Below are 22,807 nucleotides of genomic sequence, written 5' to 3' on the forward strand. Positions count from 1 at the left end.
GGCGGGCGTGTACCAGGAGCGGGTGTCCCGGCTGAGCGGCGCGGTGGTGTGGCGCCGCACCCTGGAGGACCCGGCGGTGCGGCCGGTGCTGCCCGACGGCTGCATGGACCTGCTGTGGAGCGAGGGACGCCTGCTGGTCGCGGGGCCCGACACGCACGCGTACGTCTCGCAAGGCCCGCCCCGCCACTGGGCCGGCGTCCGCTTCCGCCCCGGCACCGCGCCCGGCTTCCTCGGCGTACCGGCGTACGAGCTGCGCGACCGCCGCGTGGAGCTGGCCGATCTGTGGCCCGCCGCCGAGGTACGGCGCCTGCGCGCCCGCGTCGAGGCGGCGCCGGAACCCGCGACGGCCCTGGAGGACATCGCGCTGGAGCGGGCGGCCGGGGCGGGCCCGCAGGACCCGGTGCTCGGGCGGCTCGTCGCGGCGCTGGACGCGGGCCGTCCGGTCGCCGCCACGGCTGACGGACTCGGTCTCGGCGCGCGCCAGTTGCACCGCCGCTGCCTGAGCGCCTTCGGCTACGGTCCCAAGACGCTGGCCCGGGTGCTGCGGCTCCAGCGGGCGCTCGCGCTGGCCCGCTCCGGGGTGCCGTTCGCCGAGACCGCGGTGCGGGCCGGCTACGCCGACCAGCCGCACCTGGCCCGGGACGTGCGCGAACTGGCGGGGGCGACGCTCGGGGAGCTACTGGGCCGCCGGTAGCGGCGCGAACAGGTCGACGCCGTTGCCGTCCGGGTCGTGCACGGTCGCGTACCGCTGCCCCCAGAAGGCGTCCCACGGCTTGAGCTCCCCGTGGTACCCGGCGCCCACCAGGTCCTCGTACACGGCGTCGACGCCGGCGGGCGTCCCGCACCGGAAGGCGAGCGAGACCCGGCCGCCGCCGGCCGGCGGCCGCCAGCCAGGGTGGAAGGAGCGGACGGTGTCCTCGGTGTCCAGGGCGAGGACCAGCCCGCCCGGCAGCTCGGCCTCGACGTGGGGCTGGTCCTCGGCGCCGTCGGGGAAGACGAGCCCGAGGCGGCGGTAGAAGGCGAGCGAGGCGGCCAGGTCGGAGGCCACCACGCCGATCACTGCGCATCGTGGAGTCATGCGAGCACGCTAGGCGGCGCCCGCCCGGCCGGTCTTGAACGAATCGGACACGCGCGGGACCCGGTCACGCCTTCAGCGCGGGCGTCGCACCCGTGCGCCGGGTGAAGCCGGCCACGGTCATCCCCGCCCCCCGTCAAGGGCCTTGGTGCCGCCCGGCGGCGTCAGGGTCCCGCCATGGCCGCCCGACTGCTCGTCTACACCGGTACCGCCGGCTACCGCCACGACTCCATCCCGGACGCCGTCGCCGCCGTACGCTCCTTCGACGGTTTCGCGGTGGACGCCACCTAGGACCCCGCCGCCCTCGAGCAGCCGCTCCAGCGGTACGCGGCGGTCGTCTTCCTCTCCACCAGCGGCGAGGTGCTCACACCCGCCGGCCGGGACCGGCTCGCCGGGTACGTCGAGGCGGGTGGCGGCTTCGCCGGGGTGCACGCGGCGGCCTGCACCGAGTACGGCTGGCCGTACTACGGCGACCTGCTGGGCGCCCGCTTCGCCCGGCACCCCGCGTACCAGCCGGGGCGGGCGGTGGTCGAGGACCCCGCACACCCGGCCACCCGGCGGCTGCCCGCCGTCTGGGACTTCACCGACGAGTGGTACGACTTCGAGACCAGCCCGCGCGACGCCGTGCGGGTCCTGCTGCGCGCCGACGAGTCGTCGTACGAGGGCGGCGGCATGGGGGAGGACCACCCGCTGGCCTGGTGCCGGGAGCAGGGCGCGGGCCGGGTCTACCGGGTCGCGTGACGTTTCTGCGGTGAACCGGCTACTCCATCGGAGTGAGTAAAGGTCTCCTACAGGTGATCCCACGTGAATATCTAGAGAAGCTCTTGTCTTGGTAAAGGGCTGTCGCGACGCGGCGCCGCTCCCGGCGGCCGCGCCACCCACCCACATGAGGAGCCGGACCTTGACTCACGGGAAGAAGCTGCGCGAGCAGATCGCCGAGCCGGGGACCACCCCACTGATCGGTGTTTATGACATGTACTCGGCATCGATCGCGGCCGAGCACTATGACGGGATGTTCGTCTCGGGCTTCGGCTTCGCGGCCTCGTACTACGGCCTGCCGGACATCGGGTTCATCGCCTGGCCGGACATGGTCGCGTTCGTCCAGCGGCTGCGGGGCGCGTTCCCGCACCACCACCTGCTGGTGGACATCGACGACGGGTACGTCGATCCGGAGGTCGCCTGTCACGTCGTCGAGGAACTGGAGCGGATCGGCGCCTCGGGTGTGATCCTGGAGGACCAGAAGCGGCCCCGCCGCTGCGGGCACGCCGACGGCAAGCAGGTGCTGCCGCTGGACGAGTACCTGGAGAAGCTCCAGAAGGTCCTCGCCACCCGCAAGGACCTGGTGGTGGTCGCCCGCACGGACGCCACGGACGAGCACGACATCCTGCACCGGGCCGAGCGGCTGGCCGCCACGGACGCCGACGTCATCCTGGTCGACGGGGTGCGCAGCGTGGCGTGGATCCGCAGGATCCGCGAGGTCGTCGGCGACAAGCCGCTGCTGTTCAACCAGATCGCCGGCGGCAAGTCGCCACGCCTGTCCCTGAGCGAGCTGTCCGACCTCGGTGTGGACGTCGCGATCTACAGCACCCCCTGCCTGTTCGCCGCGCACGAGGCGATGGACTCCGCGCTGGGTGACCTGAAGGCCGCCGACGGACGGCTGCCCGAGGTGGACGCCGCCAGCGGGATCGGCGTCAGGGCGTCCACCCGCCTGCTGGAGCGCAACATCGCCCGTCGCCGGCCCGCCCCCGAGGGCGTGGGCGTGTGAGCCGTGCCCTCCCCGGGCTGCGTACGGCGACGGTGATCGCGGCTGCCGTCCTCGGGGCCGCCGCCGGGCCCGCCGTCGCGAACGGCGGCAGCCTGGTCACCGTCATCGACAACTCGCACGCCGACTCGATCGTCGAGGTCGACCGCACCAACAACATCTCGACCGGCAGCGGCACCGCCGGCAGCGACCACGACGGCAGCGCCGTCGACCTGATGGAGGCCCTCGTCGGCGCCCCGCACCAGGACGACGACTGACCGCGTCGCGAGGTACGAGGCGGCCGGGCACCCCGCGCGGGAGGTGCCCGGCCGCCCCCGTCGCCGCCCGTGCTCAGTCCGTGCCGGGCGGCGGTGCCGTGCTCGCCCGCCGTACCAGCCGTGTCGACAGCTCGGTGCGCGTCCCCTCCGGGCGCTCGCCGCGCATCATCCGCACCAGCAGCCTGAGGGCCGTCGCCGCCACCTCCGCCAGCGGCTGGCGGACCGTGGTCAGCGGCGGGGTGACCCAGCGGGCCTCGGGGAGGTCGTCGAAACCGACCACGCTGATCTCGTCCGGCACCCGCACTCCTCGCTCGGCCAGCGCCGCGTACACCCCGAGCGCCATCCGGTCCGAGCAGACGAACAGGGCCGTCGGCGGTTCGGGCAGATCCAGCAGCTCGTGCGTGTGCAGGCGCGCGGTGGCCTCGTCGAAGCCCGCGTGGCGGATGTACTCGGCGCGCTGCCGCACCCCGGCCGACGCCAGCGCCGAGCGGTAGCCGGCCACCCGGGCGCTGCTGCACATCCTGCGCCGGTGCCCGGCGATCACGGCGACCCGCTCGTGGCCCAGCCCCAGCAGGTGCTCGGTCGCGGTCACCCCGCCCTGCCAGTTCTGCGCTCCCACCGAGACCACACCCGGCGGCGGTTCGTGCACCGGGTCGATCATCACGTACGGAATGCGGTGCTGGTCGAGCCAGGCGTACTGCGAAGCGGACAGCTCGGCCAGGTTGAACAGCACCCCGGAGGAGCCGCGCGCGGTGAGCTTGTCCAGCCAGCCCCGCTCCGGCCGCCCGCCCCGGGTCCGGTTGAGCCCGGCCGAGACCACCACCTCCAAGCCCGCCTCGTGCGCCGCCTCCTCCACGCCGTGCAGCACCGCGCCCGAGCAGGAGCTGTCCAGCGAGTGCACCACGAGGTCGACCAGGCCAGGCGTCTTTCCCGCGTCGAAGCGGGGTCTGCGGACGTAACCGAGCCGGTCCAGCGCCTCGGTGACCCGGCGGCGGGTCTCCGGCGCCACGTCCTCGCGCCCGTTGACCACCTTGGACGCGGTCGGCACCGACACCCCCGCCTCGCGCGCCACCACAGCCAGTGTCGGACCGGCCGCCACACTCGTGCTCCCCGTACGGACCATCGCCGAACCCGCCTTCCCAGCCCGCCCGAGGGCCTCCGAAAGTTGCGACCAACGCTGCTTCCGCATCCCGGGCACCGACCGGGAAGAAAGCGCTTCCTACGATAGGTGCGCGTCAACACGGCGGGAAGACATGGGAATTCACAGGATCACAGCACGGGGAACTTTCGAAACCTCGAACAGCGGGATCGGCCTGCCGGGAGTTCGACCCGGCGTCACACCCCGCACCGCACGCCCCGCGCCCCGGCGACGCAGGGCGCTCTCCCCGGCGACGCCCAGCTGATCAGAGACGCTACGACCAGCCGGGCGTCGGCACCCTCCTGTACGCCCGCATGCACGCCGAACAGCCCTCACCGCGTGTACGTGCGGCGGAATACCCGGCAGTGATGTGGTGCTGTGGTGTTACCGGTGGACGAGCACCGCGAAGGGCTGGTGGTCACATGACGGCAGACCGGACGGACCCCGTCGTCAGAACGCCGTACGGGGCGGTGCGCGGCAGGTACGAGCACGGGACCGCCGTCTTCCGCGGCATCCCGTACGCCGCCCCGCCCTTCGGACCGCTCCGGTTCCGCCCGCCCGAGCCGCCCGAACCCTGGGACGGGGTGCGCGACGCGGGGGCCTTTGGACCCACGGCACCGAAACCGCCGTACTCGGAGGCGTTCGCGCAGTACCTGTCCGACCCGGTCGTCCCCGGCGACGACTGCCTGAACCTCAACGTATGGACCCCCGAGCCGGGCCCCGCAGCCCGCCTCCCCGTCCTCGTATGGCTGCACGGCGGCGCCCTGACCAGGGGCTCCTCGGCCGTGCCCGTGTACGACGGGCGCGCCTTCGCCCGGGACGGCGTCGTCTTCGTCTCGGTCAACTACCGGCTGGGAACGGAGGGCTACGGACTGTTCCCGGACACGCCCGCCAACCCCGGACTGCGCGACCAACTGGCCGCCCTGCGCTGGGTGCACACCAACATCGCGGCCTTCGGCGGCGACCCCGAACGGGTGACCCTGGCCGGGCAGTCGGCCGGCGCCATCAGCACCGGCGCCCTGATCGCCGCACCCCAGGCACAGGGCCTCGTCCGGCGCGCCGTACTCCAGAGCGGGGCCCCGGAGGCCGTGGAACGCGACAAGGTACGGCGGATGGTGCGCCGCATGGCGAACCGGCTGAGGATCCCCGCAACCGCCGAGGCCTTCGCCGCCGTCGACCGGGACCTGCTGCTGCACACCCAGGCCGAGGCCGGCCGGCTCAGCAGCCCGGTGCTGGGCGGCCCCTCCTTCGGCATCGTCGTCGACGGCGATCTCGTCCCGCGCGACCCGCTCCAGGCCCTCATCGACGGCGAGGCCGCACGCGACGTCGACCTGCTCATGGGCTGGACCCGGGACGAGTACCGGCTGTGGCTGGTACCGGGCGGGCTGGTCGAGCGCGTCGACCGGCTCGGCTCGGTGGCCCTGGCCGGCGCCATGGCCCGCTGCCACTGCGGCCACGAGGTGCCCCGCGGCTACCGCGACCTGCACCCGGACGCCTCACCCGCCGAACTCGTCGGCCAGATGGTCACCGACCATCTGCTGCGGATCCCGATGCACCGCCTGGCCGACGCCCGGCCCGGATCGTCGTACGTCTACGAGTTCGCGTGGCCCTCGAACCTCCCCAGGCTGGGCGCCTGCCACGCCCTGGAGCTCGGCTTCGTGTTCGACACCGGGCAGACCCCGGAATCCGCCCGGCTGGCCGGGGAGGGCGCGCCGCAGGAACTGGCCGACACAATGCACTCGGCCTGGGTGCGGTTCGTGACCGGCGGGGATCCGGGATGGGAGCCGTGGGACACCGCCCGCCCCGTGCGGATCCTCGGCGACGGCGAACCGTATACCGCGTACGGTCCGCGGGATCCCGAACTCGGCCTGTGGCCGGCCACCGCCGGGGCAGCCGGTACGGCCGGGACACCGGGCGCGGTCGACGGCGCGCACGCCGCCCGCAGCGCCGAACTCGCGGCGACGGTACGCAGGCTGCGCCGCTCGGTCGGGGCCCGTCTGCACTGAAGGCCCGATCCGGCCGCGGTCCACCGCGGCCGGCCGACAGCGGTCCGCGGCGTCAGCGGTCAGCCGAAGCCGCCCGGTCCGCCGGCCTCGCCACCGAATCCCGCACCACCACGTGCGTGCCCAGCAGCAGGTGCTCGTCGTGGCCGAGCCCGAAGGAGCGCGGCCACCCCCCTACGGTGAGGCGGCGGGCCCGTTCAGGCCGCGTCCAGCGTCCGAGCGATCGACGCGATCGCCTCCGGGCCCACCCGGCAGCAACCGCCGATCAGCCGGGCGCCCGTCTTCCGCCAGGCCTCGACCTGCTCGGCGGAGAAGCTGGAGCGGCCGTTCCAGACGCGGGCCCCGGCGTCCCAGGCCTCGCCGCTGTTGGGGTAGACCACCACCGGCTTGCCGGTCACCCGGACCGCGGTCACGATCGCGTGCTCCACGTCCTCGGGAGCGCAGCAGTTGACGCCGACCGCGATCACCTCGTCGGCGTCGGCGGCCAGGGCGAACGCTTCCTCCAGCGGTTGTCCGGCACGGGTGCGACCGCCGTCGACGGTATACGAAAGCCAGGCGGGTGTATCCAATCCGCGCACCGCCCGCAGCAGCGCCGCCGCCTCGTCCGCGTCCGGGACCGTCTCCAGGGCCAGCACGTCGGGCCGGGCCGCCGCCAGTACCTCCAGACGGGGCCGGTGGAACCGCTCCAGCTCGGCCACGCTCAGCCCGTACCGCCCCCGGTACTCGGAGCCGTCCGCGAGCATCGCCCCGTACGGGCCGACGGAAGCCGCCACCCACAGCGGGCGCGCCGCCCCGCCGGCGTGGGCCCGTCGCGCCGCCTCCCGGGCCAGCTCCACGCTCAGCGTGAGCAGCCGGGCCCCCTCCTCCCGGTCGATCCCGCGTTTCGCGAAACCCTCGAAGGTGGCCTGGTAGCTGGCGGTGATCGCCACGTTCGCGCCCGCCTCGAAGTAGGCGAGGTGTGCCTCGGTGACGGCTTCGGGCCGCTCCGCGAGCAGCCGCGCCGACCACAGCTCGTCACTCAGGTCGTGCCCGGCGGACTCGAGCTGGTTGGACATGCCGCCGTCGAGCACGACGGTGCCGGCGGCGAGGGCTTCGGCGAGCGGGGGAGGGGTGTCGCTGGTCATGCCCCGACGCTAGTCCACACGGGTGCGGACAGCCGAGTGTGTCCAGTACATGAACAGACTGCCCACCATATGGGATACCGGGTTACGATCACGCCCCTCCCCGCCCCTGTTCACACCGGAACCGCCATGACCTCCCCCAGCCCCGCCAAGGCCACCCCGTCGGAGCTCTCCCCGGCTCCGCGCCGCCGCGCCTTCGGCCTGACCGCCGCCACCGCCCTCGTCATGGGCAACATCATCGGCGGCGGCATCTTCGCGCTGCCCGCGACCGTCGCCCCGTACGGCACGGTCAGCCTGCTCGCCTTCCTCGTCCTGTCCGTCGCCGCCGTGCTGCTCGCGCTGCTCTTCGGCAGGCTGGCCCGGCGCAGCCCGGTCACCGGCGGGCTGTACGTCTATCCACGCGACGCCTTCGGCCCGTTCGCCGGCTTCCTGTCGGCCTGGTCGTACTGGACGATGTGCTGGGTCAGCATCGCCGCCCTCGCGGTCGCCGTCGTCGGCTACGTCGACGTCCTCGTGCCCCTGCACGGCAACCACCTCGCGGAAGGCCTCGTCGCCCTCGCCGCGCTGTGGCTGCCCGCCGCCGCGAACTTCGCCGGCACCCGCTGGGTCGGCGCGGTGCAGATCGTGTCCACCGTCCTGAAGTTCGTACCGCTGCTGCTCGTCGCCACCGTCGGCCTGTTCTTCGTCGACACCGACAACTTCGGCCCCTTCAACGCCTCCGGCGGCAGCGTTCCCGGTGCCGTCGCCGCCTCCGCCGCGCTGCTCCTGTACAGCTTCCTCGGCGTGGAGTCGGCCGCGGTCAGCGCGGGCGAGGTCGACGACCCCGAGCGCACGGTCGGCCGCGCGAGCGTGCTGGGCACCCTCGGCTCCGCCCTCGTCTACCTCCTCGGCACGGTCGCCGTCTTCGGTCTGGTCCCGCACGACAGGCTCGTGAACTCCGGCGCGCCCTTCGCCGACGCGGTGAACGCGATCACCGGCGGCCACTGGGGCGGCAACGCGATCGCCCTGGTCGCCGTCGCCTCCATCACCGGCTGCCTCAACGGCTGGATCCTGATGGCCGCGCAGATGCCGTACGCCGCCGCCCGCGACGGACTCTTCCCCGCGCCCTTCGCCAAGGCCGGCAAGGGCGGGGTGCCCGCGTTCGGCGTGTGGGCCTGCGTGGTCCTCGGCACGGTCCTGATCGCCCTCAACTACACGGCGGGCCCGGACACCACCTTCCGCGTCCTCGTCCTCATCACCACCTTCACCGGCTGCGTCCCGTACCTGCTCTCGGCGGCGGCCCAGCTGTACTGGCTGGCCCGCGGCAGCCGCGACCGCGTCCGCCCGGCCGGTCTCACCCGCGACCTGATCGTCGCCGCCCTCTCCTTCGCCTTCTCCTTCTGGCTGATCGCGGGCGCCGGCTACGCGGCCGTCTACCAGGGCGTGCTGTTCCTCTTCGCGGGCATCCCGGTGTACGTGTGGCTGCGCGGCCGGCGCGGGCCGGCGGAGGAGCCCGCCTAGGCGGCTCACCCCGCGGTGTGCCGCCCGCCCCCGCGCCGCCCCTTGCCCCGACCGCGCACGCTCGCGGGGAGCATCAGCCCGCCCAGCAGGCCGACCGCGAGGACGTACGGCCACCAGCCGAACCCCTCGGCCGCGCTGCTCGTGCTCCGGGTGCCGGCCGCCTCCGGGCCCGCCGCGGCCTCGGCGCGGGCGCTCGCCGCCGGGCTGTCCTCGACGGCGGTGAGGACGACGTCGTTGCCGTCGCCACCCCGGTAGGTGATCCGGTAGACGGTGTCGGCCAGCTTCACCTCGGCGCCCTCGGCCAGGCCGTCGAAGGCGCCGACGGTCCGGGACGGTCCCTGGTGATCGACGACGGTGATCTCCGGCGCGGGGTCGCCACCGGCCGCGGACATGTCGAAGGCACCGGCCAGCCGAAGCCCGCCCCCCACCTTCAACGGCCGTCCGCTCAGCACCAGTCCGCCCTTCGCGCGCTGGGTGTAGTCCCCCGTCACGGTCAGCCCCCCGGCGACCACACCGTCGTTCGTCACCGAACCCCGCACCGTGCCCGCGCCGGTGAGCGCGGTGGCCACGCGCAGTGCCGCGGGACCCGCGTCCAGCCGTGCGTCGGCCGACGTGAGCCGGATCGCCTTGCTGCGGGTGAGGCCGGCCCCGGCGCGGAGGGCCAGGATGCCGCTGGTGACGGTGGTCGTGCCGGTGTACGTCACCGCGCCGCCGGTGAGCGTCAGGGGCGCCGCGCCCGACTGGGTGAGGGAGCCGCTGCCGCTGATCCGGGACAGGGTCAGGCCGGTGTACTTGTTGTTCAGCACCAGCGAGCCGTTGTCCACGATCCGGCAGAGCTCGCCGTCTGTGTACAGTCCGCCGTCGCCGCCGTACTTGCCGCTGCCCAGCCGCAGTACGGCGTTCTTCTCGACGGTCGTCGAGCCGTCGTAGTACTGGATGGCCGCGAAGGTGACGTCGTTGCCCTTCGTGCCCTTGACGACGACGTCGCCGGCGCCGGGCGCGGCCAGCGTGTCGTGGTACTTGCCGCCGCCGATGGGGGCGCCCAGCGTCACGGGCCCGTCGTAGTCGAAGGTGAGCAGCGAACGGGACCGGGCGGCCAGCAGATTGATGTAGACGGTCTCGGCGGTGCCCGGCATGAAGATCCTGTGCGTGGTGCCGTCGCCCCACTGGACGTTCGCGCCCTTGATGTTGGTGCCGCGCTTGTTGACGTTCTTCCGCGCGGGCGTCCAGTTGAGGGCGGGGTCGCTGAGCGAGGGGTCGGTGTCGCCGCCCCGGTCCGACCAGCTGTACTGGCCGGTGAGGACGACCTTGCCGCCCGGCCGGGACTGCACGTTGATGTCGCTGCCGTACTCGCGCTGGTAGAAGTCCATCCCCATGGTGACGGTCCGGCCCAGCGGGGTGTCGACGGTCCAGGTGCCCTGGTTGAGGACCTTGCGCACGTTCGGCAGCGAGGTCGCGTACTCCGGCCGTCCGGCGTTGAGTCCGGTGCCGTTGTCGATCACCCCGGAGAAGGGCTGGGTGCCGGAGAGGTCCCAGGTGCCCCAGAGGAACCTCGGCTGGGTGATCAGACCGGAGCCGCTGATGGTGCCGAGGTTGTAGGCGCTCCTGAGGGACAGCCGCAGGGTGCCGTCGACCCGGATGTTGTCCTGATTGAGCCGGAACGCCGGGGTGGCGTAGGGGAAGTGGCCGATCAGGCCGGTCGTGCCGCCGTTTCCGTACTGGAGGGTCGCCCCGCGCGCGACCGTGATCGCCGGCGGGTCCGGGCGGGTGACGGTGACGTACGGGTGGTTGCCGCCCTGGGTCCGTACCGCCTGCCGCTGCCGGGGCTTCGGCAGGGTGAAGTCGCTGTCCCTGGTGAGGATCAGCGTTCCGGTGCCGCGCACGGTGAGAGTGCCCTCGCCGTGGAGGACGCCGTCGTACGTCGTGGTCCCGGCGGGCACGGTGATCACGGTGTCGCCGCTGAGCGTGACGTCCCGGCCCGCGAGCACGTCGGCGGTGACGTCACGGGTGCCGGCCGCGGCCGGGGGAGCGCCGATCATGAGGGCGACCGTCGCGAGGGCGCCGACGGTCGCTGCTGTCCTGTGGATATGGCTGCGCACGTACTGGGAGACGGACGGGGAGGCGGCCGATAACAGAAATCCGTCCAGCTTCCAGAAATCGCTTACCCCCTTGTCCCGTCAGACCCGTTGACCCCGCCGTGGCTCACCCTTACCTTTTCGGCGTTCGTAATCACAGATGATGTACGTGATATCGAACGCTCCCTCATGTCTCCCCCATCGAGAGGCAGTCCGCATGAGCCGCGATCACGACCTGCCCCGAGTCCCCAGCCGGAGAGCGGTGCTGAAGGGCGCCGCCGCCGGTGTCGCCCTGACCGCCGTGTCCGGCGCCCCCGCGATGTCCCCGGCGTACGCCGCGTCCGCGCCCCGGAAGGCGGCCCCGTACGTGAACCCCCTCGTCCCCCGGCGGGCCGATCCCCACATCACCCGCCACACCGACGGCTCCTACTACTTCACCGCCACCGTCCCCGAGTACGACCGCATCATCCTGCGCCGCTCCCGCACCCTGAACGGCCTCGCCACCGCCACCGAATCGGTGATCTGGCGGGCGCACACCACCGGCCCGATGGGCGCGCACATCTGGGCGCCGGAACTGCACCGCATCGACGGCAAGTGGTACATCTACTTCGCCTCCGCGCCCGCCGAGGACGTGTGGGCGATCCGCATCTGGGTCCTGGAGAACTCCCACGCCAACCCCCTCAAGGGCACCTGGACCGAAAAGGGCCAGATCAAGACGGCCTGGGAGACCTTCTCCCTGGACGCCACCACCTTCACCCACCTTGGCACCCGCTACCTCGCCTGGGCCCAGCACGAGCCCGGCATGGACAACAACACGGCGCTGTGGCTGTCGGAGATGGCCGACCCCTGGACCCTGACGGGACCTCAGATCCGGCTCTCCACACCCGAGTACGACTGGGAGTGCGTCGGCTACAAGGTCAACGAGGGCCCGTACGTCCTGAAACGCAACGGACGCCTCTTCCTGACCTACTCGGCCAGCGCCACCGACCACCACTACTGCGTCGGCCTGCTCACCGCCGACGCCCGCGGCGACCTCATGGACCCGGCGACCTGGTCCAAGTCACCGACCCCCGTCTTCACCAGCAACGACACCACCAAGCAGTACGGCCCCGGCCACAACTGCTTCACGGTCGCCGAGGACGGCCGCACCGACGTCCTCGTCTACCACGCCCGCCAGTACAAGGAGATCACCGGCGACCCGCTCAACGACCCCAACCGCCACACCCGGATCCAGAAGCTCGCCTGGCACCCGGACGGCACCCCGGACTTCGGCGTACCCGTCGCCGACACCGTGAAGGAGAGTGCCTGACATGAGACGTGTGTACGCGATCCTCCTGGCCCTGTGCTGCTCCCTCGCCGCGGCCCTGGCGACCGCCGGGCCCGCCCAGGCCGCGGCCAGGACCGTCACCAACGGCACGGGCTTCACGGACACTTCGGGCGCCGTCCTGCACGCGCACGGCGGCGGTGTCATCAAGGTCGGGTCCTACTACTACTGGTTCGGCGAGGACCGCAACTCCGACAACACGTTCCGGTACGTGGACGCCTACCGGTCCACCGACCTCAAGAGCTGGGAGTTCCGGGGCCACGTCCTCGGCCAGTCCAGCGCCTCGGAGCTGACCACTGCCTACATCGAGCGGCCCAAGGTCATCTACAACGCCTCCACCGGCAAGTTCGTCATGTGGATGCACAAGGAGAACGGCACCGACTACAGCGAGGCCCGCGCCGCCGTCGCCGTCTCCGACACGGTCGACGGGACCTACACCTACCGGGGCAGCTTCCGCCCGCTCGGCCAGTACATGTCCCGGGACATCACCACGTTCGTCGACACCGACGGCACGGCCTACATGGTCTCCGCCGCCAACGAGAACTACGACCTGCACATCTACAGGCTCACCGCCGACTACACCGGCATCGCGAGCCTGGTCGCCAACCCCTGGCCGGGCGGCCACCGCGAGGCCCCGGCGCTGTTCAAGCGCGGCAGCGTCTACTTCATGCTGACCTCCGGCGCGACCGGCTGGAGCCCCAACCAGCAGCAGTACGCCACCGCGACCTCCCTCGCCGGCCCGTGGACGTCGATGACGAACGTCGGTGACTCGACCGCCTACGGATCGCAGACCGCGTACGTTCTTCCCGTACAGGGGACGTCCGGCACGTCGTACCTCTACATGGGGGACCGCTGGGGCAACTCGTTCGGCGGCACCGTCGACGACTCCCGCTACGTGTGGCTGCCGCTGACCTTCCCGACCTCCACCACGATGTCCATGTCCTGGTACCCGGAGGTCACCGTCGACACGGCCGCCGGGACGGTCACCGGCACCGCCGCCACGTACAACACGCTGGTCGCCCGGCACAGCGGCAAGTGCGCCGACGTCACCGGCCAGTCGCTGTGGCAGGGCGCCCAGATCAAGCAGTACGACTGCAACGGCGGCGGCAACCAGAAGTACTGGTTCAGGTCCGTCGGCAGCGGCTACTACCAGCTGGTGGTCAGGAACAGCTCCCTGTGCGTGCAGGAGAACGCCGCCACCGTCACCCAGGAGAACTGCGACGACTCGGCCACCGGCCAGCAGTGGTCGCTGACCGCCTCCGGCTCCTACGTGACCGTCAAGGCCCGCACCACCGGCGAATGCCTGGACGTGTCCGGCGCGTCCACCGCCAACTCCGCCGCGATCATCACCTACACCTGCAACGGAGGCACCAACCAGCAGTGGACGCACGGAACATGACGAGCCGCCGGCGGATCACGCCAGCAGATCGATGGCGTCGACCGACGTGCCCGCGCTGAGATAGGACGTCGTCCCCGAACCGCTGGCCACGTAGATCTTCAGAGTGTTGTAGGCACTGGTGTCCGTCTGCCAGGCGGACGCCGGGACGCTGTACGTGAAGGTGTGGTTGTTGCCCCGGTACGAGCCCACGGTCAGCGACCGGGTGCTCGGCTGGCTGGGCGGGGAGGGGATGGCGGAGGTCCAGGTGTCGTTGACGACGACCTGGGGGCGGCCGTTGGCGTACGCCGTCGTGACGCCGATGCGCAGGGTGTGCGCGGCGGCGGCCTGGGCGGCCGTCAGCTTGAAGTAGACGACGATGCCGCTGTTGACGTCCTTCCAGAGGTAGCACGGGAAGGCGGACGTCTCGCTGCCGCTGCCGATCACCACGTTGCCGGTCCAGGCGGCGGCCCGGACGTCGGACGGATGGGCGTACGTCATCAGGTCCGCGTTCTTGAAGCCGCTCGGGGTGCCGTTCCAGTCGCCGATCCGCCAGATGGCGGTGGCGTTGCCCGGGTCGTTGGAGGACGGGACGGTGATGGTGTTCAGGGTCGTCGTCGCGCCCGCGGATACGGTCGCCGACGTACTGTGTACAGCCAGCTCACCCTTGTAGACAGTCAGCGTGTACACACCCGGCAGTACGCCGCCGACCGAGAAGTAGCCGTCCGACGCCCGCGCCGAACCCCAGTACTGCGCCGTCGGGTTCGCGAGCCCCACGGTGTACGGGTGCGCCGTGTTCCGCCCGGAGATGCCTACGCCCGCCACCCGGCCCCGGCCGCTCGCCGGAACGTAGCCGGAGATGCCGAGCGAGTCCGCCCACGAGGTGGTCAGGGTGCCCGGGAACAGCGACGAGGAGGGCGCCCCGCCGTCCGTGAAGGCGATGACGTACGGGCCCTGGAGGCCGTAGCGCTCGGCCTCCGTCTGGTTCTCGCCGTAGTACAGGATCTCGTACAGGCCGCCGCCGTCCGCGCTCTGGTGGCGCAGCAGCGAGCGGTAGAACGGGCCGCCGGAGGCCTTCTCGTGGTTGCTGCGGACGATCCACAGGCCGACGCCGCCGGAGCGCCAGCCGATGTAGTCGTAGTCCATCACCCGCAGCTTCGAGTAGTGCTTGGACCGCGTCTGCCCGTCGGACTTCGCGAACACGTCCGAGGCCTCGACGGTGCTGCCGGTGTACGTGTAGGAGTCGGGCTCGTCGTTGAGGAACAGGCCCGCCTTGACGCGCACGATGTACCGGGTGGCGCTGACCGAGGAGTCCGCCTTGTTGGTCCACAGGTAGATGTTGTTCTCGCCGCTGCGGGCCGCGTAGTAGTGCTTCAGCGTGCCGTAGGAGACCGAGATCAGGATCGTCGTACCCGACTGTTCGACGGTCACCGTGGACGTGCCGAGGCCGGACTCCACGTGCGAGTTCTTGCCGCCGTAGCCCTGGTACTCCGTGCCGCGGTAGACCAGCGAGGTCAGGTCGCCGTTGGTCTTGCTGACCTTGAAGACCAGGTTGGCGCCGGTGTCGACGACGTAGTCGGAGCCGTCGTCGCTGTAGCCGAAGCTCGCGGCCGATGCGGCCGACGCGGTGGTCGCCGGCGGTCCGGCGAGGGCGGCCGAACCGGCGGCCGCGGCCGTGCCGAGGACGAAGGTGCGGCGTCCGACCGGTCTGTTCACGGACCCGGACATGGGGGTGCCTCCTTCGGAGATGTGGGGGTGCGGGTGTCAGGCAGAGTGACAGTTGAATCGATTTCGCGAAAGGGCTTTCACCGAGAGACAGATGGCAGTCTTGTGAAAAAGACACAAGGACTAGAAAGCGCTTGTCATGAGCGGTACCGTCCAGCCGCCACGTATGTCGTCATGACGGAGGAGCCAGGAGTGAGACGTTTCACCGGTGTGCGTACGGCCGCGCTGGCGGCGGCGACGCTGACGGCCGTCCTGTCGGCCGCGCCCGCCCACGCCCACGACCGGCGGCCGCCCCTCGGCCTCGACAACTGCACCGCCACCGCCTGCCACTTCGACGTCCCGCCCGGCACCTACGACGTGCGGGTGGTCCTCGGCGGCGAGACGGCGTCCAGCACGGCAGTCACCGGTGAGACCCGGCGCGCCCTGCTCCCCGAGACCGCCGTCGCTGCCGGCCGGCACGTCACCCGCGCGTTCACCGTGAACGTCCGCACCCCCGAGGGCGAGCCGACCGGCCCCGAGGGCACCCCCGGTCTCGACCTGGCACTCGGCGGCTCGGCACCCGCCCTGGCCGGCATCCGGGTCACCCCGGCCAGGCACCCCCGCCAGATCCTCCTCGTCGGCGACTCCACGGTCTGCGACCAGCCCGCCGACCCCTACACCGGCTGGGGCCAGCAGCTCCCGCAGTACCTCGGCAAGGGCCTGTCCGTCGCCAACTACGCGGACTCCGGGGAGAGTACGGTCACCTACCTTCAGAGCCCGCAGCTGTGGGGCACCGTCCAGCCGCTGATCCGCCCCGGCGACCTGGTGCTCATCCAGTTGGCCCACAACGACAAGACGACGGATGAGACGACGTACCGGGGGAACCTGGAGACACTGGTGGCGGGCGTGCGCGAGAAGGGCGGTGAACCGGTCCTCGTCACCCCGATCGTGCGCCGCTGGTTCAACGCCGACGGCACCCTGAACAACGACACGGCCCTCCTGGTCAACGGTCTCGGCGTCAACCACCCGGAGGTGATCCGCCAGGTCGCCGCCGCCGAGGACGTCCCGCTGATCGACCTCACCGCGAAGACCAAGGCGCTGGTGGAGTCGCTGGGCGTGGAAGGCTCCAAGGCGCTGTACCTGTACAACGAGAAGAAGGACAACACGCACACCTCCGCGCACGGTGCCACGGTCTACGCCGGCCTGGTCCGCGACGAACTCCTCGCCCAGCATCTGGTCCCGAAGGGCAAGGTGCGGGTGGGACAGTGACCCTGGGGCGCCCCGACCGGAACCGGGGCGTCCCAGGCCCCCTCCCCGGGCCCTGGAAGGAACCTGATGCACCTGCCCGCCGACGACCACGCCCGCAGCCCCCGCACCGGATACACCCGCGCGCACTGGGAGGCCGCCGCCGACGCCCTGCTCGCCGCCGTGGAGCCGTACGCCACCCCCGACCGCGCGCTCTACCACCTGCCCGGCGAGCGCCAGAGCTGGTCGGGCCGTCTCTCCGACGGCCTGGAGGGGTACGCCCGCACCCTCCTGCTGGCCGCCTTCCGCCGCGACGAGACCGCGCTCGGCCGCTACGCCGAGGGCCTCGCCGCCGGCACCGCGGGCGTCTGGCCCCGCATCGAGGACCGCGGCCAGCCCCTGGTTGAGGCCGCGTCGATCGCGCTCGCGCTGCGCCTGACCCGCCCGCTGCTGTGGGACCGCCTGGACGACGCCGTACGGCAGCGGGCCGCGGACTGGCTCGCCGACGCCCTCACCGCCGAACCCTGGCCGTGCAACTGGGAGTTGTTCCCCGTCACCGTGGGCGGCTTCCTCGCGGAGATCGGCCACGAGCCCGACGCCGCCCGCAAGGCCGTCGACCACGGCCTGGAGCGCATCGAGCAGTGGTACGTCGGGGACGGCTGGTACACCGACGGCGACGGCCGCAAGTTCGACTACTACAACGGCTGGGCCATGCACCTCTACCCGGTGCTGCACGCCTGGCTCGCGGACGACCCCGGCCTCCTCGACCTCTACGGCGGCCGCCTCGAAACCCATCTCGCCGACTACGCAGGGCTGTTCGGCTCCGACGGCGCCCCGATGCACCAGGGCCGCTCCCTCACCTACCGCTTCGCGACGGCGGCCCCGCTGTGGCTGGGCGCGCTCACCGGGCGTACGCCGCTGGCGCCGGGGGAGACGCGGAGGCTGGCGTCGGGCGCGCTGAAGTACTTCCTGGACCGGGGAGCGGTCGACGACCGGGGTCTGCTGACCCTCGGCTGGCACGGCCCCGACGAGGCGGTCCTCCAGGGCTATTCGGGGCCCGCGTCCCCCTACTGGGCTAGCAAGGGCTTCCTCGGCCTGCTCCTGCCACCCGAGCACCCGGTGTGGACGGCGGCCGAGGAGCCGGGCCCGGCGGAGCGCGCCGACGCGGTCACCCCGGTCGCCGCCCCCAACTGGCTGCTCCAGTCCACGCGTTCGGACGGCCTGGTCCGCCTGCACAACCACGGCAGTGAGGACGTCCGCTACGACCCGTACTACACGCGGCTCGCCTACTCCACCGCGACGGCGCCCGCCGGGGCCCAGGGCGACCGGCCGGACAACAGCGTGCCGGACAACAGTGTGATCGTCGGCGGCGACGCGAGCCGTACGGACATCGTGCCGCTGGGCGTCGGCGACGGCTGGGCCGCCTCCCGGCACACCGTCCGGGACGGGATCACGGTGACCACCCTGGTGGTGGCCGAGGGCGCGGCCGAGGTGCGGGCGCACCTGGTGGCGGGCGCGGCTCCGGGGACGCCGGTGCGGGTGACCGGCTGGGCGGCACCGGAGGGCGTACGGGCCGAACTCGCCGCGGTCGCGGGGCTGTCGGAGGACCTCGAAGGCGTGACCGGCGAGGAGGCGACCCTCTTCGTCGCCCTGGCCCGCCTCAGTGCCGAGCTGGAACCCCCGCGCCTCACGGGACTGGTCACCGTGGAGGCGCGGGGGAGTCATGAGCTGGTGGTCCGGTGGGCGGCGGGCCCGCCGAGGGCCTTCCGGTTCACGGCGTCAGACGGGCGATCCGCAGGCTCGTCGTGGTCGGTGACGCCCCGGTGAGCCTGGTGCTGTAGGAGGGGGTGACGGGCGCGTAGGCCCAGGTGAGCGTCCCGTCCTTGAGGACCGCGACGTCCCCGGTGATCCGGGCGCTCACCACCTTGTCCGCGGATCGGAACTTGCCGCTCCAGTCGACGAGACGCAGATGCGTGCCGGTGAAGGTGCCGGTGCAGGTGCCGGCGGCGCACTTGGCGCTCTTCAGCGACTCCCAGGACAGCAGCAGCCTGTCCTCGCCGTACGGGGCGAGGTGCACGTTGACGTGCTCGGTGCCCTTGGTGCTGGACAGGTAGACCGCCTTGCCGGGGCCGGAGTCGCGGTTCTTGAGGAAGGCGATCGCCACCTGGTGGGTGGACGTCTTCGGCGTGACCGTCCAGCCGCGTCCGCTGGAGTCGTCCGGGTTCTTCTTCGCGGAGGCGGCGCCACGGGAGGCGAAGGCGGTGGCGTAGCGGCCGGTGGCCGACTTCACCAGGTCACCGGTACGGCCGGGGAAGGTGCCCCCGCAGTACCCGGCCCAGCACTGCTCGCGCTGCACCACCGGCGCCACGTCCGGGGCGCCGATCCCGGTGGACACGAACAGGCCCGAACGCCAGTCGTCGAAGCAGAGGGAGGTGAAGGCGCCGGAGGTCTCCGCGTGCAGCGCGATGCCCTCGTTGTGACTGCACCCCCAGCTCCAGCCGCCGCTCAGTTCGCTGCCCTTCGGGCTGACGTACGACAGCTTGTCGCCGTAGTGCCCGTCGGCGAAGCCGCCCGCGCCGTGCACCACGAAGTAGGCGCCGTACTTGCTGCCGTTCCAGGTCAGCCGGCCGTCCAGCAGCGGGGCGGTGTCGTGGGAGGCGGTGCCGGTGAGCTTGGTCGTCCAGCTCTTCGCGCCGCCCTTGTAGCGGACGATCGCGGCGGCCGTCTCGTGCCACTTGTTGGTGTCGGCGACACGGGTGAGCAGTGCGAAGCCGTCGTTGTGCGCGACCAGTCCGCCGACCTCCTTGGCACCCTTGACGACCGTGTCCGCGCCCGAACGGCTTCCGGCCGCGCTCAACGGGGTGACGTGGATCCCGTCCGAGGCGGGCCAGGCCACGCGCAGGGTGCCGTTGGGCGCGACCGCCGTGGCGGTGCGGTTCCACTCCCGGGTGCCGTTGTAACCCGCCGACAGGTAGGGGTACTTGGCCGGCAGGCTGACCTTTGTGGTGGTGATGGTGAGGGAGGTCGTCGCCGCCCCGGCGGTCGCGTACCACGCCCCGGCGAGCAACCCGGCCGCCGCCAGCGCGCCGATCGCGGGCTTGCGGGCCGCGCGGACCCGGCGGTGACGTGTCGTGCGTCGTACAGATGTCATGACCCCGGGTCGCCGCCGGACCCGGGAAGGTTGCCGAAATCCGGTCACGTTTTTCCCGGACGTCCACAAGAATCACGCCCATGACTTCCAAGATCCGTCACATCACGGTCGACTGCGCCGACGCGTACGCGCTGGCGACCTTCTGGTCCCAGGTGCTGGACCTGCCGCTGCACGACGACGACCACCCGGGCGACCCGGAGGCGCTGATCGAGGGCGCGGGCCTGCTCTTCGTCACCGTGCCGGAACCCAAGACCGTCAAGAACCGTGTCCACCTCGACCTCCAGCCGCAGGACCGCACCCGCGACGAGGAGGTGGAGCGCGTGCTCGCCCTCGGCGCCACGCTCGTGAAAGACCACCGCAAGGAGGACGGCACGGGCTGGGCCCTCCTCGCCGACCCGGAGGGCAACGAGTTCTGCGTGGAGCGCAGCGCGGCCGAACGCGCCCGGTAGGCACGGCCCGGCGGGGAGACCTGGCGCGGACACTTCGGCCGGCACCGAAGAGATCCACGCCTAGCGTTCGGAGCATGACCGACACCGCACCCGACACCGCACCCGCCACCGCACCCGAGACCGCACCCGAGACCGCACCCGCCACCGCGCCCGACAGCCCCGCCCGGTCCGTCACCGCCATGGTCGACCACGTCCTCGCCCTGGCGGCCACCTGGACCTCCTGGGACGGCACCCCCGCCCCCGTCGACGACCGCGTCCACACCCCGCACAAGGCGATCCGCCGGGTGGCCGACCACCTCGTCGACCACCTGGCGGAACTGGAGTCCCGGCTGGCGGGTGCCCAGCCCCAGCCCGACCACTGGCACGCCTCCGCGATCACCACCGCCGCCGATCTCGCGCCCTTCACCGCCGAGGACCTCGACGAGGCCCGCAGCCGCCTCACCCGCCTCGCCCGCATCTGGGCACACCGCCTCGACGCGCTGACCGACGAGCAGCTCGACGCCTCACCCGGTGAGGGCTGGAGCTTCCGCGAACTCGCCCACCACCTGAGCGGTTCCACCTACTACGCCGACGCCGTGGGAGAGCTGTCATGACGGCCACGACCGGCATGACGGGGTTCGCCGATCTGCACCGCCCGGGCGAGCCCCTGCTCCTGCCCAACGCCTGGGACCACGCCTCGGCGGCGGCCCTCGCGGCCCAGGGCCACGCCGCGATCGGCACCACCAGCCTCGCCGTCGCGGCCGCGGCGGGACTGCCCGACGGTGCCGCCGCCACCCGGGAGCACACCCTGCGGCTCGCCCTCACCCTCGGCAGCGGGCCGTTCCTGCTGTCCGTGGACGCGGAGGGCGGCTTCAGCGACGACCCGGACGAGGTGGGGGAGCTGGCGCGCGAGCTGTGGGCCGTCGGCGCCGTCGGGATCAACCTGGAGGACGGCAACGGCCCGGCCGACCGGCACGCGGCGAAGATCGCGGCGGCCAAGTCGGCCGCGCCCGGCCTGTTCGTGAACGCGCGCACGGACACGTACTGGCTGGCCGACGGGGAGGGCACCCTGCCCCGCCTGGACGCCTACCGACAGGCCGGCGCCGACGGCGTGTTCGTGCCCGGCCTGACCGACCCCGGGCGGATCACCGCCCTGGTACGGCACCTCGACGTCCCCCTCAACGTCCTCTACTCGCCGGCCGGGCCCTCCGTCACCCGCCTCGCCGGACTCGGGGTGAGCCGGATCAGCCTCGGCTCCCTGCTGTACCGCCGCGCGCTGGGCGCCGCGCTGGACGCGATGGCCGACATCGCCGGCGGGCGCACACCGCAGGGGACGACGCCCTCGTACGACGCCGTACAGGCGCTGGGGCGCCGGCCCGGCTGAGAGCGACAACACAGCCCCGTTCGCCCCGTCCTGGTACGGTGGAAGCTTTCCGGGGTATCAGACCCTTTGGACTCATCACCCGGTAGGGACCGAGGAACCATGGACATGGAGACCCCCGGCGAGAGGCGACTGGCGGCCGCCGTCGTGATGGACGAACAGGGGCGGGTGCTCCTGGTGCGCCGCAGCGAGCGGGAGCGGTTCCTGCCGCGGGTGTGGGGCGTGCCGTGCGGGAAGCTGGAGCCGGGCGAGAGCCCGGGGGACGGCGCCCTGCGCGAGCTGAAGGAGGAGACCGGGCTGCTCGGCGAGGTCGTCCGCCGGGTCGGCGAGTCGTCCTTCGTCAGCGACTACCGCGGGCACGAGGTCAAGAACTGGCAGGCCAACTTCCTGGTCAGGCCGCTCACCCGGCTCGTCACGCTGCCCGAGGCCGACCAGGCGTACGCCTGGCTGGCACCCGCCGCGCTGTCCACGGTCGACATCGACGACTACAACCTCGACGTCGTGCGCCAGGCCCTGACGAGCCAGGCACTCACGAACTCCTGAGCAGCTCCGCGAGATCGCCGAGCGCGGCCAGGTAGTCGGCCACGTCCATGGGCACCTTGGGCACCGCCCCAGGATGCGGACCGGCCGCCGTGAACACATCGGTGTGGCACCGCCGGCCGGCGCCCGTCTCCAGGAACAGCGTCACCGTCGGCGCGTCCGTGTCGCACCAGGCGCGGTGCAGGGTGCGCGCGGGCAGGGCGTACGAACTGCCCGCCGCGTACTGCGCCACGTGCGTCAGCCGCAGCCGGGCCCGGCCGGCCGGCCGCAGCAGCCAGTCCGCCGACCGGTCCGCGAGGGACTCCTCGTAGCGGTCGGCGCCGATCCCGCCCTCCCCGGTCCCGGCCTCGTACAGCTCCATCGCGAGCCTGCCCCGCACGATGTGGGAGGCCAGCGGCGAGCGGTGGTTGTGCACGTCCTCCTTGCCTGGCCCGGCCGCCGACGGATGCCACACATGGGCGCGCACCTTGTGCCGGGGGCCGGCGTCGATCAGCAGCAGCTTGTCGAAGCCGAGGACGTGCCGGTACGACAGCCCGGCGCAGCCCTCCGGATCGCCCTCGCCCGAGGCGAGTTCGGCGACCAGTTCCAACAGCCGCTCGTGTGAGCCGAGTTCGGCGACCACGGCGCGGGCGGCGCCCACCGTGGCCTGCTCGGTCAGCTCACCGTCCAGCGTCTCGGCCAGCAGCCGCCGCGCCGCCAGGACCTGCCGACCGCCCATGCACACCCCA

20 protein-coding genes and 1 pseudogene are annotated in these 22,807 nt (G+C 72.4%); 14 read left to right on the forward strand and 7 right to left on the reverse strand.

Annotated elements, in window-relative coordinates; translation table 11 throughout:
• The first annotated feature begins 7 nt into the window (after positions 1-7).
• A complete protein-coding gene (locus tag ACFY01_RS12070; RefSeq protein WP_390735585.1) occupies positions 8-694 on the forward strand; it encodes a helix-turn-helix domain-containing protein in 687 nt (228 codons plus the stop codon).
• Here the strand turns inward: ACFY01_RS12070 and ACFY01_RS12075 are convergent.
• A complete protein-coding gene (locus ACFY01_RS12075) occupies positions 677-1,078 on the reverse strand; it encodes a VOC family protein (protein WP_390735586.1) in 402 nt (133 codons plus the stop codon). The two genes, ACFY01_RS12070 and ACFY01_RS12075, sit on opposite strands and share 18 nt — an antisense overlap.
• Positions 1,079-1,252: 174 nt before the next feature.
• Here ACFY01_RS12075 and ACFY01_RS12080 point away from each other — a divergent pair.
• The 3 genes and pseudogenes from ACFY01_RS12080 to ACFY01_RS12090 form a co-directional block, all read left to right on the forward strand.
• Positions 1,253-1,813 (forward strand): annotated as a pseudogene (locus tag ACFY01_RS12080) (ThuA domain-containing protein); the annotation flags it as partial.
• A 163-nt stretch (positions 1,814-1,976) separates the two neighbouring features.
• Positions 1,977-2,840 (forward strand): oxaloacetate decarboxylase, encoded by an 864-nt coding sequence (locus tag ACFY01_RS12085; RefSeq protein WP_390735587.1) that lies wholly within the window; start codon positions 1,977-1,979, stop codon positions 2,838-2,840.
• On the forward strand, positions 2,837-3,094 hold the full coding sequence (locus ACFY01_RS12090) for a hypothetical protein (RefSeq protein ID WP_390735588.1): 258 nt from the start codon (positions 2,837-2,839) through the stop codon (positions 3,092-3,094). Before ACFY01_RS12085 ends, ACFY01_RS12090 begins: the two co-directional genes overlap by 4 nt.
• A 73-nt stretch (positions 3,095-3,167) precedes the next feature.
• Here ACFY01_RS12090 and ACFY01_RS12095 read toward each other — a convergent pair whose 3' ends face one another.
• Positions 3,168-4,217 carry a LacI family DNA-binding transcriptional regulator gene (locus tag ACFY01_RS12095; protein ID WP_390735589.1) on the reverse strand — a complete coding sequence of 350 codons (1,050 nt, stop codon included), beginning with the start codon at positions 4,215-4,217 and terminating at the stop codon, positions 3,168-3,170.
• A gap of 437 nt (positions 4,218-4,654) precedes the next feature.
• Between ACFY01_RS12095 and ACFY01_RS12100 the strand changes: the two genes are divergently transcribed.
• Entirely contained in the window at positions 4,655-6,238 is a 1,584-nt protein-coding gene (locus ACFY01_RS12100; protein WP_390735590.1) for a carboxylesterase/lipase family protein, read from the forward strand.
• A gap of 194 nt (positions 6,239-6,432) precedes the next feature.
• Here ACFY01_RS12100 and mmuM read toward each other — a convergent pair whose 3' ends face one another.
• Positions 6,433-7,359, reverse strand: coding sequence for a homocysteine S-methyltransferase (gene mmuM / locus ACFY01_RS12105; RefSeq protein WP_390735591.1), 927 nt, complete (start codon positions 7,357-7,359; stop codon positions 6,433-6,435).
• A gap of 126 nt (positions 7,360-7,485) precedes the next feature.
• Between mmuM and ACFY01_RS12110 the strand changes: the two genes are divergently transcribed.
• Positions 7,486-8,856, forward strand: coding sequence for an amino acid permease (locus ACFY01_RS12110; RefSeq protein WP_390735592.1), 1,371 nt, complete (start codon positions 7,486-7,488; stop codon positions 8,854-8,856).
• A 5-nt stretch (positions 8,857-8,861) separates the two neighbouring features.
• Here the strand turns inward: ACFY01_RS12110 and ACFY01_RS12115 are convergent, their stop codons facing one another.
• Positions 8,862-10,895 (reverse strand): autotransporter, encoded by a 2,034-nt coding sequence (locus ACFY01_RS12115; protein ID WP_390735593.1) that lies wholly within the window; start codon positions 10,893-10,895, stop codon positions 8,862-8,864.
• 253 nt (positions 10,896-11,148) lie between these two features.
• On the opposite strand from ACFY01_RS12115, the gene ACFY01_RS12120 reads away from it, so the two are divergent.
• Both ACFY01_RS12120 and ACFY01_RS12125 read left to right on the forward strand, forming a co-directional pair.
• Positions 11,149-12,240, forward strand: coding sequence for a family 43 glycosylhydrolase (locus tag ACFY01_RS12120; RefSeq protein ID WP_390735594.1), 1,092 nt, complete (start codon positions 11,149-11,151; stop codon positions 12,238-12,240).
• 1 nt (position 12,241) lies between these two features.
• Positions 12,242-13,654, forward strand: coding sequence for an RICIN domain-containing protein (locus ACFY01_RS12125; protein ID WP_390735595.1), 1,413 nt, complete (start codon positions 12,242-12,244; stop codon positions 13,652-13,654).
• A 15-nt stretch (positions 13,655-13,669) separates the two neighbouring features.
• Here ACFY01_RS12125 and ACFY01_RS12130 read toward each other — a convergent pair whose 3' ends face one another.
• Positions 13,670-15,358 (reverse strand): rhamnogalacturonan lyase B N-terminal domain-containing protein, encoded by a 1,689-nt coding sequence (locus ACFY01_RS12130; RefSeq protein WP_390735596.1) that lies wholly within the window; start codon positions 15,356-15,358, stop codon positions 13,670-13,672.
• Between the two features lie 171 nt (positions 15,359-15,529).
• Here ACFY01_RS12130 and ACFY01_RS12135 point away from each other — a divergent pair, with 171 nt between their 5' ends.
• On the forward strand, positions 15,530-16,603 hold the full coding sequence (locus ACFY01_RS12135; RefSeq protein WP_390735597.1) for a rhamnogalacturonan acetylesterase: 1,074 nt from the start codon (positions 15,530-15,532) through the stop codon (positions 16,601-16,603).
• A gap of 66 nt (positions 16,604-16,669) precedes the next feature.
• Entirely contained in the window at positions 16,670-18,406 is a 1,737-nt protein-coding gene (locus ACFY01_RS12140) for a DUF2264 domain-containing protein (protein ID WP_390735598.1), read from the forward strand.
• Here the strand turns inward: ACFY01_RS12140 and ACFY01_RS12145 are convergent.
• On the reverse strand, positions 18,351-19,730 hold the full coding sequence (locus ACFY01_RS12145; RefSeq protein ID WP_390735599.1) for a hypothetical protein: 1,380 nt from the start codon (positions 19,728-19,730) through the stop codon (positions 18,351-18,353). The genes ACFY01_RS12140 and ACFY01_RS12145 overlap by 56 nt on opposite strands.
• An 80-nt stretch (positions 19,731-19,810) precedes the next feature.
• On the opposite strand from ACFY01_RS12145, the gene ACFY01_RS12150 reads away from it, so the two are divergent.
• The 4 genes from ACFY01_RS12150 to ACFY01_RS12165 all read left to right on the forward strand — a co-directional run bounded on the left by ACFY01_RS12150 (position 19,811) and on the right by ACFY01_RS12165 (position 22,082).
• Positions 19,811-20,179 (forward strand): VOC family protein, encoded by a 369-nt coding sequence (locus ACFY01_RS12150; RefSeq protein WP_390735600.1) that lies wholly within the window; start codon positions 19,811-19,813, stop codon positions 20,177-20,179.
• A gap of 74 nt (positions 20,180-20,253) precedes the next feature.
• Positions 20,254-20,772, forward strand: coding sequence for a hypothetical protein (locus ACFY01_RS12155; RefSeq protein WP_390735601.1), 519 nt, complete (start codon positions 20,254-20,256; stop codon positions 20,770-20,772).
• 14 nt (positions 20,773-20,786) lie between these two features.
• Positions 20,787-21,542 (forward strand): isocitrate lyase/phosphoenolpyruvate mutase family protein, encoded by a 756-nt coding sequence (locus ACFY01_RS12160; protein ID WP_390735752.1) that lies wholly within the window; start codon positions 20,787-20,789, stop codon positions 21,540-21,542.
• A 105-nt stretch (positions 21,543-21,647) separates the two neighbouring features.
• A complete protein-coding gene (locus ACFY01_RS12165) occupies positions 21,648-22,082 on the forward strand; it encodes an NUDIX hydrolase (RefSeq protein WP_390735753.1) in 435 nt (144 codons plus the stop codon).
• Here the strand turns inward: ACFY01_RS12165 and ACFY01_RS12170 are convergent.
• Positions 22,069-22,797, reverse strand: a complete 729-nt coding sequence (locus ACFY01_RS12170; protein WP_390735602.1) for a hypothetical protein — start codon at positions 22,795-22,797, stop codon at positions 22,069-22,071. The two genes, ACFY01_RS12165 and ACFY01_RS12170, sit on opposite strands and share 14 nt — an antisense overlap.
• Positions 22,798-22,807 lie beyond the last annotated feature (10 nt).

The organism is Streptomyces sp. NPDC001480 (genome assembly GCF_042894725.1).
GTDB lineage: Bacteria > Actinomycetota > Actinomycetes > Streptomycetales > Streptomycetaceae > Streptomyces.